This is a genomic window from Streptomyces sp. V4I2 (assembly GCF_030817655.1).
GTDB classification, from domain to species: Bacteria; Actinomycetota; Actinomycetes; order Streptomycetales; family Streptomycetaceae; genus Streptomyces; species Streptomyces plumbiresistens.
The window spans coordinates 705,896-718,733 of sequence record NZ_JAUSZM010000003.1 but is presented as its reverse complement, the minus strand read 5'-3'; the positions used below and the strand labels follow the sequence as shown (position 1 = coordinate 718,733).

Annotated in this window: 17 protein-coding genes and 1 pseudogene; 7 read left to right on the top strand and 11 right to left on the bottom strand. The window is 69.0% G+C overall.

The window, feature by feature from the left end; translation table 11 throughout:
- Positions 1–165 precede the first annotated feature (165 nt).
- Complete coding sequence (locus tag QFZ76_RS04110; protein ID WP_307672393.1) at positions 166–1,905, top strand: pyruvate dehydrogenase; 1,740 nt, start codon at positions 166–168, stop codon at positions 1,903–1,905.
- A gap of 71 nt (positions 1,906–1,976) precedes the next feature.
- On the opposite strand, the gene QFZ76_RS04105 is transcribed toward QFZ76_RS04110, so the two are convergent.
- On the bottom strand, positions 1,977–2,102 hold the full coding sequence (locus tag QFZ76_RS04105) for a hypothetical protein (protein WP_307672392.1): 126 nt from the start codon (positions 2,100–2,102) through the stop codon (positions 1,977–1,979).
- Here QFZ76_RS04105 and QFZ76_RS04100 point away from each other — a divergent pair.
- Positions 2,082–2,690, top strand: coding sequence for a hypothetical protein (locus tag QFZ76_RS04100; protein ID WP_307672391.1), 609 nt, complete (start codon positions 2,082–2,084; stop codon positions 2,688–2,690). The genes QFZ76_RS04105 and QFZ76_RS04100 overlap by 21 nt on opposite strands.
- On the opposite strand, the gene QFZ76_RS04095 is transcribed toward QFZ76_RS04100, so the two are convergent.
- Both QFZ76_RS04095 and QFZ76_RS04090 read right to left on the bottom strand, forming a co-directional pair.
- The gene (locus QFZ76_RS04095; protein WP_307672390.1) at positions 2,608–3,159 is read right to left on the bottom strand and encodes an NUDIX domain-containing protein; all 552 of its coding nucleotides are present in this window, start codon (positions 3,157–3,159) and stop codon (positions 2,608–2,610) included. The genes QFZ76_RS04100 and QFZ76_RS04095 overlap by 83 nt on opposite strands.
- Positions 3,160–3,210: 51 nt before the next feature.
- A complete protein-coding gene (locus tag QFZ76_RS04090) occupies positions 3,211–3,342 on the bottom strand; it encodes a hypothetical protein (RefSeq protein WP_307672389.1) in 132 nt (43 codons plus the stop codon).
- Positions 3,343–3,741: 399 nt separating this feature from the next.
- On the opposite strand from QFZ76_RS04090, the gene rpmG reads away from it, so the two are divergent.
- The 3 genes from rpmG to ykgO are packed head-to-tail and all read left to right on the top strand — an operon-like array spanning position 3,742 to position 4,369.
- Positions 3,742–3,906: a 50S ribosomal protein L33 gene (rpmG, locus tag QFZ76_RS04085; RefSeq protein ID WP_307672388.1), complete on the top strand. Its 165-nt coding sequence runs from the start codon at positions 3,742–3,744 to the stop codon at positions 3,904–3,906.
- A gap of 42 nt (positions 3,907–3,948) precedes the next feature.
- A complete protein-coding gene (locus tag QFZ76_RS04080; protein WP_307672387.1) occupies positions 3,949–4,209 on the top strand; it encodes a type B 50S ribosomal protein L31 in 261 nt (86 codons plus the stop codon).
- Positions 4,210–4,246: 37 nt separating this feature from the next.
- Complete coding sequence (gene ykgO, locus QFZ76_RS04075; RefSeq protein ID WP_266801006.1) at positions 4,247–4,369, top strand: type B 50S ribosomal protein L36; 123 nt, start codon at positions 4,247–4,249, stop codon at positions 4,367–4,369.
- Between the two features lie 91 nt (positions 4,370–4,460).
- On the opposite strand, the pseudogene QFZ76_RS04070 reads toward ykgO, so the two are convergent.
- A pseudogene (locus tag QFZ76_RS04070) lies at positions 4,461–4,859 on the bottom strand (alpha/beta hydrolase); the annotation flags it as partial.
- An 88-nt stretch (positions 4,860–4,947) separates the two neighbouring features.
- Between QFZ76_RS04070 and QFZ76_RS04065 the strand changes: the two are divergent.
- Both QFZ76_RS04065 and QFZ76_RS04060 read left to right on the top strand, forming a co-directional pair.
- Entirely contained in the window at positions 4,948–6,009 is a 1,062-nt protein-coding gene (locus QFZ76_RS04065; RefSeq protein ID WP_307672386.1) for a nitrous oxide reductase family maturation protein NosD, read from the top strand.
- Between the two features lie 42 nt (positions 6,010–6,051).
- On the top strand, positions 6,052–7,107 hold the full coding sequence (locus QFZ76_RS04060; RefSeq protein WP_307672385.1) for a methyltransferase: 1,056 nt from the start codon (positions 6,052–6,054) through the stop codon (positions 7,105–7,107).
- Between the two features lie 87 nt (positions 7,108–7,194).
- Here QFZ76_RS04060 and QFZ76_RS04055 read toward each other — a convergent pair whose 3' ends face one another.
- The 7 genes from QFZ76_RS04055 to QFZ76_RS04025 form a co-directional block, all read right to left on the bottom strand.
- On the bottom strand, positions 7,195–7,527 hold the full coding sequence (locus tag QFZ76_RS04055; RefSeq protein WP_307672384.1) for a TcmI family type II polyketide cyclase: 333 nt from the start codon (positions 7,525–7,527) through the stop codon (positions 7,195–7,197).
- Positions 7,528–7,546: 19 nt separating this feature from the next.
- Entirely contained in the window at positions 7,547–8,026 is a 480-nt protein-coding gene (locus tag QFZ76_RS04050) for an SRPBCC family protein (protein ID WP_307672383.1), read from the bottom strand.
- A 1-nt stretch (position 8,027) separates the two neighbouring features.
- The gene (locus QFZ76_RS04045; protein ID WP_266451935.1) at positions 8,028–8,285 is read right to left on the bottom strand and encodes an acyl carrier protein; all 258 of its coding nucleotides are present in this window, start codon (positions 8,283–8,285) and stop codon (positions 8,028–8,030) included.
- Positions 8,286–8,327: 42 nt separating this feature from the next.
- Positions 8,328–9,578 (bottom strand): ketosynthase chain-length factor, encoded by a 1,251-nt coding sequence (locus QFZ76_RS04040; protein ID WP_307672382.1) that lies wholly within the window; start codon positions 9,576–9,578, stop codon positions 8,328–8,330.
- Entirely contained in the window at positions 9,575–10,843 is a 1,269-nt protein-coding gene (locus tag QFZ76_RS04035) for a beta-ketoacyl synthase (RefSeq protein WP_307672381.1), read from the bottom strand. Before QFZ76_RS04035 ends, QFZ76_RS04040 begins: the two co-directional genes overlap by 4 nt.
- Positions 10,840–11,301 (bottom strand): cupin domain-containing protein, encoded by a 462-nt coding sequence (locus QFZ76_RS04030; protein WP_266451938.1) that lies wholly within the window; start codon positions 11,299–11,301, stop codon positions 10,840–10,842. Before QFZ76_RS04030 ends, QFZ76_RS04035 begins: the two co-directional genes overlap by 4 nt.
- 65 nt (positions 11,302–11,366) lie before the next feature.
- The gene (locus QFZ76_RS04025) at positions 11,367–12,521 is read right to left on the bottom strand and encodes a SchA/CurD-like domain-containing protein (RefSeq protein ID WP_307672380.1); all 1,155 of its coding nucleotides are present in this window, start codon (positions 12,519–12,521) and stop codon (positions 11,367–11,369) included.
- Between the last annotated feature and the right edge of the window lie 317 nt (positions 12,522–12,838).

Sequence of the window (12,838 nt, the reverse complement as noted above, 5' to 3'; positions counted from 1 at the left end):
GAAACCCGGACACCGGTCCGCGAGGCGGTCGACGCCGGGGGCGTCGGCGGCGCAAGGTGTCTTGGTGACCCCGTCGTGAAGCCCCTCACTACGGCAAATCTCGCCCGCTTCCACCACCCAATGGGGCACCAGAACTGTCGACAAACCCGTTCAAGGAGGTCCCTGGTGCGTGCACCGACCGTGGCACAGCAGTTGATCGATGTTCTGCGACAAGCAGGGGTGGAACGGATCTACGGCGTCGTAGGCGACAGCCTCAATCCCGTCGTGGATGCGATCCGGCGTACCGACGGCATCGAGTGGATCCATGTGCGTAACGAGGAGGCGGCGGCATTGGCCGCCGCGGCCGAAGCGCAGCTGACCGGGCGGCTCGCGGTGTGCGCGGGCAGTTGCGGCCCGGGCAACACCCACCTGATCCAGGGGCTGTACGACGCGAACCGCTCCGGGGCCCCGGTGCTCGCGATCGCCTCCCACATTCCGTCGAAGCAGATCGGCACCGGGTTCTTCCAGGAGACGCACCCGGAACGGCTGTTCACCGAGTGCAGCCAGTACTGCGAAATGGTGAGCCAGCCGTCGCAGATGCCCCGCCTGGTGCGGATCGCCGTACAACGTGCGCTGGCCGACAACGGGGTGTCGGTGCTCGTCATGCCCGGGGACCTGTCCCACGCGCCCGCCACCAACCCCACCGGATCGAGCAGTTTCGTCACCGCCCGCGGCCGGGTCGTACCGCCGGCCGAGCAGGTGCGGGAACTCGCGGCGAAGCTCAACGCGGCCGAGAAGGTGATGTTCTTCTGCGGTGCCGGCGTACGGGACGCGCACGCCGAGGTGATGGAGCTCGCGGGCCGGGTGCACGCGCCCCTCGGGCACACGCTGCGCGGCAAGGAGTGGATCCAGTACGACAACCCGTACGACGTCGGCATGAGCGGACTGCTCGGCTACGGCGCCTGCTACGACGCCATGCACGAGGCCGACCTGGTGGTACTGCTCGGCACCGACTTCCCCTACGACGACTTCCTGCCGCAGGCCCGCACCGTACAGATCGACCACGACGCGGGGCGGATCGGGCGGCGGACCGCGCTGGAGCTGGGCGTGCACGGCGACGTGGGCGAGACGCTGCGCGCGGTGCTGCCGCTGGTCGAGGCGAAGCGCGACCGCTCGTACCTGGACCGGACGCTGCGCCACCACGCCAAGTCCCTGGAGAACGTGGTCTCCGCCTACACCCGTAATGTCGAGCACCACGTACCGATCCACCCCGAATACCCCGCGTCGATCCTGGACGAACTCGCCGCCGACGACGCGGTGTTCACCGTCGACACCGGCATGTGCAACGTGTGGGCGGCCCGCTACATCACGCCCAACGGCCGCCGCCGCGTGATCGGTTCATTCCTGCACGGCACCATGGCCAACGCACTCCCGCACGCCATCGGTGCACAGTTCGCCCATCCCGCCCGTCAGGTGATCTCGATGTCGGGGGACGGCGGGCTCGGCATGCTCATGGGCGAGCTGCTCACGGTCAAGCTGCACAAGCTGCCGGTGAAGACGATCGTCTTCAACAACTCCTCCCTCGGCATGGTCAAGCTGGAGATGATGGTCGACGGCCTGCCCGACTACCAGACCGACCACGAGCCGGTGGACTACGCCGCCATCGCCGCGGGGGTCGGAATCCACTCGATCCGCATCGAGAAACCCGGCCTGATCCGCGAAGGCCTGCGAGAGGCGCTGGCGTACGACGGCCCCTGTCTGGTGGATCTGGTCACCGATCCCAACGCACTGTCGATCCCGCCGCACATCTCCGGCGAACAGGTGAAGGGATTCGCCTTCTCGGCGGGGAGGACGGTACTCAACGGAGGCGTGGGCAAGATGCTCGACCTGGCCAGGACCAACCTGCGCAACATTCCGCGGCCCTGAACCCGGCCGCCGCATCTCTGTGCGGGTCTGACCCGCAAGCCCGGTGGCGAGAGAGCGCCTTCGAGACCCGCTCAGCTCATGTGGAACTTGGAGGCGTTCTCGGCCGGCCAGTGGTCGAAGTTCTTGAGTGCCGGGTTGAGTTCGCGCACCTTGTCCAGATCGCGGGCGCCGGTGAATTGCTGGTCGCCGACTCCCACGGCGCGCTGACCAGCCATCGCGCCCGCGCCACCATCGCCACCCAACTCCTCAACGCCCGCGAGCCGTTGACCGTCAACGGCCTGCAGCAATGGCTCGGGCACAAGCATCCCGCCAGCACCCGGTACTACGCCGAGATCCTGCGGCGCACCCTCACCGCCGCCTACAAGAAGGCCGACTACTTCGCCCGCAACGTCCGCACCATCCAGCCTGGGCGAGGGCTACTGCAGCTACGACTTCTCGCCAAGTGCCCCCACCGGCCGGCCTGCGCACGCTGCCCGTTCTACGTCCCCAAACAGTCCGCCCGCGGCCAGCTTCTGGCCGTGAAGGACGGCATCGACCAGATGCTCGAACAGCTCGATCTCACCGACGACGAACGCGATGCTCGCGAAGGCGACCGCGAAGCGGTCACCGCCCTTGCCGAACGCCTCGCCGACACCCCCACACCCGCCGGCCCAACCCCCAGAGAGCTCGGTACGACCAGCGGCTTCATTTCTTTGACCCAGCTCACGAACACCCTCTCCGCGAAGACGCCGGGTCAGCGCGACATGCAAGATACCGACCGAAAATCTCCTGACTGTCAGGAGTGAAGGTCCACTGCTGCAGAGTCCGCCGCAGCTCGGACTCGGTCAGCCACCCGTGCCAGGCCACTTCTTCCGGGTCGGCGGCGCCGATCTCCGGAAGCACGGCATCGCACACCCCAAGCCAGTGAGGGCTGAGCCCACCCCGGTTGAGGAACTTGAACCGAAGGCACACTGTCGCCCGCGCCCCCAGCTCCTCACTGAGCTCGCGGGCAGCCGCCTGCTCATAGGACTCGCCGACTCCCGCGGCGCCCCCGACACCGAGTTCGTAGTGCCCTGGGAAACGGGACAGCTGCTCGGCACGCCGATGGACGAGAAAGCGACCTTGCCTGTCGCGGCACACCACCACGCCAACCCGGTGCAGCCAGCCCTCCCGGACGGCCCCCCTCCGGCTGACCACTCCCAGCACTCGGTCCTGAGCATCGACACGTTCCACGAGTTCATCCACGACGCACACGGTCCCAGACACCACTGACATCCGACCGAAATGCCCAGAGGTCAGGTCATCAGCCCTGTCGGGCGAACTCCACTACCGCACGAGGACGTTGATCTCCTCCGTCTCCTTGGCCGCCGAGGCGTGCGCCCAGAAGTTGGTGACCAGGAAGGCGCCGTAGGCACCCTTGAAGGCCGTCGAGCGCGTCGCCGGGCCTGCTTTCCGCATGAAGTCGGTGAAGTGAGGGGGCCCAATCGATGGGCGGTCGGACCGGCAGGATCCCCTGGTGAGCGGCGGAGGAAGGCTCAGCAGGCGCTGGATGAGGTGACTGCCCAGGTTCATCGGCGACGTCCTCCGTCTGCTCGTACGCGGTGACTGGCGGCGAACAACGACCCGAGACGGAGCATACGGCGCGCCAACTCCCCCTGGCTCCAAGGGATCCGCGCCGTCGATCACCTAGCGGAGAAGGGGTGCATCGTCGGCGACCTCGTGCACCACACGCGGGAGACGCCGTGCGGCAGGGGGCGCTTGGCCGGGTCGGGAATGAGGCGGCGGGAGTCGTTGTTACATGACTCGAAGCTGACATGCACCGATCAATATCGGTGATGTGGGCGAAAGGAGGACCTCATGGCACGCAACACCGCGCGTCCCGTCGTCACGCTGAGGTCGACGGCCGGGACCGGCGTCACCTACGTGACGCGCAAGAACCGCGGCAACGACCCCGACCGGCTTGTTTTGCGGAAGTACAACCCGGTGGCCGGGCAGCACGTCCCCTTCCGGGAGCAACGCTGAACCACACCTCTGCCATCAGGTGACCACAAGGAAGGAAACACCATGAGGTCTGGCATCCATCCCGACTCCCGGCCGGTCGTCTTTCGCGACCGCGCCGCGGACGCCACATTCCTGACCCGCTCCACGGCGAGCTCGGCTCGGACGATCGAGTGGGAGGACGGCAACAACTACCCGCTCATCGACGTCGAGATCTCTTCGGCGAGCCATCCGTTCTACACCGGGACCTCGCGGGTCGTGGACACCGCCGGCCGGGTGGAGCGCTTCGAGCGCCGCTACGGCCGCCCGGCCGCGGCCCAGCACTGACCGCGGGCTGTCGCGAGAGTAAGAGGAGAGCAGACCCATGAAGGTGCGCAAGTCCCTGCGCTCACTGAAGTCCAGACCGGGGGCCCAGGTGGTCCGCCGCCGGGGCGTGGTCTTCGTCATCAACAAGAAGGACCCGCGCTTCAAGGCCCGCCAGGGCTGAAGCTGCCCCGTTGAGCCGGCCGGCCTGCCCTGCACGCGGGGTCGGGCCGGCCGCGCAGTTGCCCGGCTTCGACGGTCACCTGAGCGGCGCTTCACGGTCCAAGAGGGTGCCTCAGGGGGAGCGCGTGCCCCATGCCGGGGATGTCGACAATGTGTGCGCCGTGGATCGCTGGGGCGAGCTGCTCGGTGCGGTCCCTGTAGGAGGCGTCGGCGCAGGTATGCGCGGTGCCGGCGGTGTGGTGCCCGGTGTGCGCGATGACCTTCCGCTCCAGCGCGCGGGCACACTCGGCGTCGAAAGGAAGCTGATCGCCGGGAGTTCCTCGGGCGGTCCGGCTTCCGCCCGGCTGGATGTACGGGACGGTGCTGAGTGCGCTGGTGCCGATCAGGGTCCCGCTGAGCAACCCGTCGGGATGGTCGGCGATGAGGAGTTGCGGCCGCCGGTCGTACGCCCAGGTGGAGCGGCCGGTGCCGCGGTGGTCGTAGCGGATCACGCTGCCTGCGTCGACGTCACGCGCATGACACGCCACCGGATGGACTATCCGACCTGTTTAAGGACCTTCAGGTCATACCGTGCGGAATATGACGAAATGCCATATCGCCTTCCTGGCGTGTACCGCAGCGCTGATCGGGACGGGGCTTGGGGCCGCCCCGCCGGTCGTTGCCGCCCACAGGACCCACGTGGTCTTTCCGGGGGAGTCGATCCAGAAAGTGGTGGACGCCGCCGAATCGGGAGACACCGTTCTCCTGACCCCCGGCACGTACCGCGAGAGCGTCCGGGTGAGTACGTCCGGGCTCACCCTGCGCGGCATGGGCCGCAACACTGTCATCGCACCGGGCACGAAGAAGACCGCCAACCCCTGTGCCGAGGACGGCAACGGCATCTGCGTGGTCGGGACGAAGGACCGCAACGTCGAGGGCGTCACCGTCGCTTCCCTGACCGTGACCGGCTTTGCCAAGAGCGGAGTGTTCGCTCTGGCGACCGACGGGCTGACCGTGCGGAACGTGACCGCAGTGAAGAACGGCGTGTGGGGCATCGCCCAAGAGCGTTCGGTCCGCGGTGTGTTCCGGAAGAACATCGCCCGGGACAACGGCGACGCCGGCCTGTTCCTCGCCAACGCCATCAAGGCCGAGGAAGGCGCCGCGGACACCGAAGGAACGGTGGTCGCACGCAACCGCCTGGAGGGCAACCGGATCGGCATCACCGTCCGGCGCCTGCGGAACCTCACCGTCGCGGACAACCTCATGACCGGAAACTGCGCGGGCGTCTTCGTCGTGGGTGACGAGAACAAGCCGAGGGCCGGCGCCCTGACCGTGCGCGACAACCTCGTCGAGCGGAACAACAAGTCCTGCCCGAAGACCGAACGGCTGGACGCCCTGCAGGGCTCCGGCATCGTCCTGACCGGCACCGAGGACACCCTGGTGACGGGGAACCGGGTCACGGACAACGCCGGTAAATCCTCGATGTCGGGCGGCATCGTCCTGGTCAAGAGCTTCGTGGGGACCCCCGGCGAGCGGAACCGGATCACCGGCAACCAGCTGAGCGGCAACGCCCCGGCGGACCTCGTCAACGCGGACACCGGCAAGAGCAACACCTTCGAAGGCAACTCCTGCGGGGCGTCCAAGCCCGCCGGACTGTGCTGACCGGCCGTGGTCGCCCATGAACTCGAAGAAGGAAGGCGGCACATGACGACCGCACAGACCACACAGGTCACGCAGGCCGCGCAGGCCGCCCCACCGCCGTCCATGCGGCTCAGGGAGCTCGTGTTCGGGGCGGCATGTGCCGCCGCCCTTCGCGCGGCCGCCCGGCTGGGGGTCGCCGATGCCCTCGGCGACAGCCCGCTGTCCGCGGAGGACCTCGCGGCGGCGGTGAAGACCGAACCGAAGCCGCTGCGACGGCTGTTGCGAGCCCTGTCCTGCTACGGCATCTTCGCCGAGCAGCAGGACGGGACGTTCACGCACACCGATATGTCCCGCCTGCTGCGCGAGGACGACCCGAACAGCCTGCGCGACATCACACTGTGGTGCACCGAGCCGTGGACCTGGGACGCGTGGCCAATGCTGGACGAGGCGGTGCGCACCGGCCGCAACGTCGTGGAGAACCTGTACGGCAAGGAGTTCTTCCAGTACCTCAACGAGGACGCCCCGGAATCGGCCGACGTCTTCAACCGCGCTATGACGACGTCCAGCGTGCAGTCGGCGCGGGATGTCGCACAGTTCCTCGATCTGTCGGGGAGCAAGTCCGTCGCGGACATCGGGGGCGGTCAGGGGCATGTGGTGGCGAGCCTGTTGGAGAAGTACCCGTCGCTCCACGGCACCCTGCTCGACCTGCCGCGCGTGGTGGACAAGGCCGACCCACGGCTGCGCGCGGGAGGCGCGCTCGCGGACCGGATGCGCATCGTGCCCGGTGACTGCCGCGCGGCCATCCCGGTCCAGGCTGATGTGTACATCATCAAGAACATCCTGGAATGGGACGACGACAGCACCACCCGCACCTTGCGCAACGTCATCGAGGCGGGTGGTCCCGGAGCACGGGTGGTGGTCATCGAGAACCTCGTCGACGACACGCCTTCGATGCGGTTCAGCACCGCCATGGACCTGCTGCTGCTCCTCAATGTCGGAGGGGCCAAGCACACTACCGAGAGCATGGTCGGCAGGCTGACGGACGCGGGCCTGGTCATCGACGACGTTCGCCCGGTCAACCCCTACCTGCACGCGTTCGACTGCACCGTCCCCGGGTGACCACGTCCCCCGGAAAGATCCCGTAGACCGCCGGTCGCCGGGCACACGATCCTCGTGTGCCCGGCGACCGGCGTTCCCATGGGTGGTTCAGGAGGTGGCGTCCCGCTCCCAGCGGTAGAAGCAGTGCGCCATCGCGTCCTTCGGCGAACGCCAGGTCGCCGGGTCGTACGCGGTGACGTACGCCGACAGCCGCTCACTGACCTCCCGGAACTCGGGGTGCCCGGCCGCCTTCGCGATGGCGGGTCCGGGGTCCCGCTCGGACTCGATGAGGTGCAGGTACACGTCGTCGAACTGGAAGAGGCTGCGCCGGGCGACTCCCACCAGGTGCGGCAGTTCTCCCCGGTCCGACTCCTCGAACACCTTGGCGATGTCCAGGGCCGACCCCGGAGCCATACGGGCGACGATCAGGGTTTGGTGCATCGTCTGTTCTCCGTCCGGCTCAGTCGGACAGCGTCGGCACGGCCCGACGCTCCATGGCGGCCTGCTCGATACGGTCCCGGATCAGGGCCATCTGGGTCTTGGAGTTCCGGTTGATGTTGTCCGTCATCCAGGCGTCGTCGACCGGTGCGTCCGGCTTCATCGCGAAGTCCTGGGTCCAGACCATCCGGGTGCCCTCGGGCACCTTCTCGTACTGCCACACGATGTTCATGTAGGCGAAGGGCCCGGTCTCGATGCGGCGAGCCCGCACGCTGAGCGCGTCGCAGTCCGTCTCCCGCTCCGAGACCCAGCTCCACACCTTGCCGTTCTCGTCGGGGTGCATGGTCAGCCGGAAGGTGACCCTGTTCCCCTCCCGGGACATGATCTCGACGGAGGCGTACTCGCTGAACAGCTGCGGCCAGCTCTCGACGTCGTTGGTCATGTCCCAGACCAGGTCGACCGGTGCGGCGATGGTGATCTCGTTCTGCGTGTGTCCGGTCATGTCACGCTCCTGCCAGAAGTGCGCCGTTGACGAGCTCGAGGAACTGCCGGGGGCTCTTGCTCTTCTCCGCGTCGGGAGGCATCGGCGTGCCGTACCGGTTCTCCAGCTCGCCCACGATGCCGAGCAGACCGAGCGAGTCGATGCCGAGGGCGTCGAAGCCGGAGTCGGACCGCTGCTCGAGTTCCTGCGGGGCGACGGTGACTCCGGCGGCCTTCTTCATGAGCTCGGACAGCTCTTCCACGGTGATTCGGTCACTCATGTGGTTTCTCCTTGCTTCGTGATGGGTGCTGGGGATGCCTCGCTACGGGGCGTCGGTGGCGCCGCGCCGTAGCACCAGCGCTGAGTTCGACCCCATGAGTCCTCGGCTGAGGACCAGCGCCGTGTGCAGCTCGGCGGCACGGGCGCGGGCGGTGACGAGGTCGAGGTCGTGGCAGACGTCGAAGACGTTGGGGGTGGGTGGGATCACGCCGTGCTCCATCGCGAGCACCGCCGCGGCGACGTCCAGCACGGGCGCCGCGCCGTAGCCCCGGCCGATGGCGGTCTTCGGCGCGGTGACGGGGACGCGGGTGCCGTGCGGGCCCAGGGCGTCCGCGATCGCCAGCGCTTCGGCACGGTCCGCCTCCGGTACGCCGAGCGCGTCGGCGAAGACCACGTCGATCTCCTCGGGGGCGCAGTCGGCCTCGCGCAGGGCGCCCCGGATGGCCTCGGCCAGTCCCTCCCGGGACTGCTTCCAGCGGGAGGCACCGGTGAACGTGGCCGTGTGTCCCGCGAGGGTGGCCCGCACGGGCGCTCCCCGTTCCCGGGCCGAGGTCTCGGCTTCCACGACGAGCATGGCGCCGCCTTCGGCGGGCACGAATCCGCAGGCCGCGGCGGTGAACGGGCGATAGGCGCGATCCGGGTCCTCGACGGTGCTCAGCTCCTCGTAGCCGAGCTGGCAGACCACCGAGTAGGGGGCCAGCGGCGCCTCGGTCGCGCCGGCCACCATCACATCGGTGCCGCGCCGCACGGCCCGCGCCGCATGCGCCAGGGCGTCCAGACCGCCGGCCTCGTCGGAGGCGACCACCCCGCAGGGGCCCTTGAAGCCGCGGCGGATGGAGATCTGCCCGGTGCTCGCGGCGTAGAACCAGGCGATGGACTGGTACGGCCCGACGAAGCGACTGCCCTTGTCCCACAGCTGCTGCAGCTCCCGCTGCCCGAACTCGCCGCCGCCGGAACCGGCCGCGGTGACCACGCCCACGGAGAACGGCGAGGCGTCGGTGTCGGAGCGGGGGAGCCGGGCGTCGTCGAGTGCCAGGTCGGCCGCGGCCATCGCGAAGTGCGTGAACCGGTCGGTCTGGACGAGGAAGCGTTCCTCGATCGCCGACGGCGGGTCGAAGCCCCGGATCTCGCCGGCCACCCGCAGCGGCAGGTGCTCGCACCCTTCCCGGGTGATCCGGTCCAGGACGCTGATGCCCTCCCGGGTGGACTTCCAGAAGGTCTCGGTGCTGGTTCCGTTGGGCGCGACCACGCCGATTCCGGTGACGGCCGCGCGCCGAGGATGCGGTTCGCTCATCGTGTCTTCTCCCTCGGCAGAGTCAGGATCACCGTGGACTGGAAGCCGCCGAACCCGCTGCCCACGGAGAGCACGCTGTTCAGTCTTCGCTCGCGAGCGACGCGCGGAACGTAGTCCAGGTCGCACTCGGGGTCCGGGGTCTCGTAGTTCGCGGTGGGCGGGACGACCTGGTGAGTCAGGGCCAGGGCACAGGCGACGAGTTCGATCGCCCCGATCGCGCCGAGGGAGTGGCCCACCATGGATTTGATGGAGCTCATGGGCGTGTCGTAGGCGTGCGCGCCCAGGACTCGCTTGACCGCGGCCGTCTCGTGCCGGTCGTTCTGCTGGGTGCCCGACCCGTGAGCGTTGACGTAGTCGATCGCTGTGGGGTCGAGCCGGGACTGGTCGAGGACGTCCTCGATGGCCCGGGCCATCTCCAGGCCCTCGCTGGTCAGACCGGTCATGTGGTAGGCGTTGCCGAAGGTGGCATAGCCGCTGATCTCGCAGTACACGTGCGCGCCGCGGGCCAGGGCGTGTTCCAGCTCCTCCAGGACGAGTACCGCACCGCCCTCACCCATGACGAAGCCGTTGCGGTCGGCGTCGAAGGGGCGGGATGCGTGGGCGGGGTCGTCGTTGCTCGGCGACGTGGCCTTGATCGCGTCGAAGCAGGCCATGGTGATCGGTGAGATCGGCGAGTCCGAGGCGCCGGCTATGCAGACGTCGGCCCTGCCCTCCTCGATCGTGTGGAAGGCGTACCCGACCGCGTCGAGCCCCGAGGTGCAGCCGGTTGAGACGGTCTGCACCGGCCCGCGCGCCTCGAACCGCTCCGCCACCGTCGAGGCGAGGGTGCTGGGGGAGAACGCGCGCTGCAGGTGCGGGCCGGCCTCGCGATGGTCCACGTCCCAGCGCTGCCCACGATCGCTGACCAGGACGTAGTCGTGCTCCAGCCGGGTGGTGCCACCGACCGCGGTGCCCAGGGAGACCCCGACCCGCCAGGGGTTCTCCACGGCGAGGTCGAGACCGGAGTCCCGTATCGCCTCCTCCCCGGCGACCAGGGCGAACTGGATGTACCGGTCGCACCGTGCGACCTGCTCCGCGTCCAGCCCGTGGGCCGCCGCGTCGAAGTCGCACTCGGCGGCGATCCGCGACCGCAGTCCGGTCGGGTCGAAGAACGTGATGCCCCGCGTCGCCGTGCGACCGTTGGCCAGGAGATCCCAGAACGCCGGTGCTCCGATACCGCCCGGGGCGACGATGCCTATGCCGGTGACCGCCACGCGCCTCGTCATGAATGCACCTGACGTCGCTCGGCCGTTCCGCCCCCGCCGGCGTGGGCCGCCTCCACCGCGATCGGTACGCCGTCGGCGTCCTCCGTGTCGACGTGGCCGAGCGGCGGGCTGGGAGCCAGCGGGCCGAGGTGGAAGACCATGCGGGCCTCCACATTGCCGACGTTGCGGAAGCGGTGCCGCATGTGGGCGGGGATCATGAGACCCTGCTCGGGCTGCAGCGGGTGGGGCTCGCCGTCCAGGTCCACCTCGAGCTGCCCGCAGACGACGTAGATGAACTCCTCGGAGTACGGGTGGTAGTGCTCAGCGATGCGGTCGCCGGGCTGCACGATGGCCACGCCCATGAAACCGCTGGTGGAGCCCACTGTGGTGGGGGTGAGCATGGCGCGCAGATCGCCACCGCGCCGAGTGTTGGGCTCGACCTCGCTGACATCCACGATTCCGGGATGGCGTTTGATCACGACGTTCCTCCGAACATGTGCTGCATCGACATGAGGGCTTGGCCGTCACGCCCGGGCGCTGGGATTCAGGCGTCCGGCGCGCGGCGGTCGGTGACGAGTTCCATACGGGAGACCGTGAGGAGGCGAGCGGGGGTGCCGTCCCTCAGCGCCGAGGCGTCCGCCCCGAGGGCTTCGCCGTCGAGGAGTTCCGTCAGCTCGGCCGCCTGACCGCGGCCCGCGAGACCGAGCACGGGGCCTGGATCGGTGTCGAGCCCGCCGCGCACGTCGACCAGCCGCACCACGACGTCGTCGCGCTGGAAAATCGTGCTGCGCAGCACCGGCCCGTTCGGATCGTCCGCCGCCGCCTCGTCCTGCCGGGCGAGCAACTCCGCCAGCCGCAGACCGCAACCCTCGCGGGCCGGGTAGTACAACGCGTGCCGCACGGCGTCCGGGCTCTCCTGGCCCGCCGTCACATGGTGTACGGCGGGCAGCGCCGCGCGGGTGAAGAAGACCCGGGCGGACTCGGGATCATCGAGGTCCCGGTCCTGCTCCAGATAGGGGTTGATGGCCTCCTCGACAGCCCGTACCTCGGGCTGCCGGGCGACGTGGCGCAGCGCGGCGAGCAGGTCGCCCCGCACCTCGATGGCCCGAACCACCCGGTTGCCGTGCATGAAGAGGGAGGTGCGGCACAGCCGGGTGGTGTCGTCGACCTGCGGCTCCGGTGAGGAGTAGCCGGCGAGAATCTTGGCGACGGTGTCCTCACTGCCCGGCTTGACCGTGAAGGTGAGCGCGTGACGGATCAGGCCGTCACCGATCCTGGGCGACGTCTGGAGTCGGCGCTTCCCGGGCTCGGCGTCCGTCGGACCGCCGGTCTCGCGGACGATGTGGAAGCGCAGCGACCTGGTGTCCCGGACACAACTGTGCAGCGGCTCCACCATCCGCACGTGTTCCTCGCTGTTCACCCAGGTGAGGAAGGGCGGGGCGCTCTCCCACTCACTCGTGATGAGCCACTGGGAGGGATTCTCGATGGACTGGCACAGCTGGTCGCTGACATGCCCGGGGACGGACGCGACCTGGTTGCACAGCTGCTCGTACGCCTCGAGGAACTGCTGCTGGGCGCCGTCGTAGACGTCCACCAGCAGGACGACACGGAGCCTGGAGCCGTCGAACACGGACTGGGAGACACGCTGCGACGGCTGTCGCGTCAGCGGTTCCGAAACACGTTCAGACGTGGTGGTCATCCTGTGCACATCTCCTTCGTGGGGGCAGAGGCGGACGAGCGTCGGCCACTTCGGTGTGACGTCGGCGTGCCTCGATCCTGAGTCCGCCCCCGGCGGCGCGCGACTCGTATGCACTACGCGGGTGACCGGCCGGCCCGAAAGCCGGCAGTTGCTCAGGCTGTCCGTGCGGTCCTTGGCCCTACGGTCGCGGTCACCCGTACAGGTGATGAGCCGGAGCTGCACCTGGCCGTATCGCCGCCGAGGTCGGCGACCACGGCCGCCGCGGCTCAAGCCGTCCCGTGGCTGCCGAACAGGCCGACGGCCGCCGGCACAGGAAA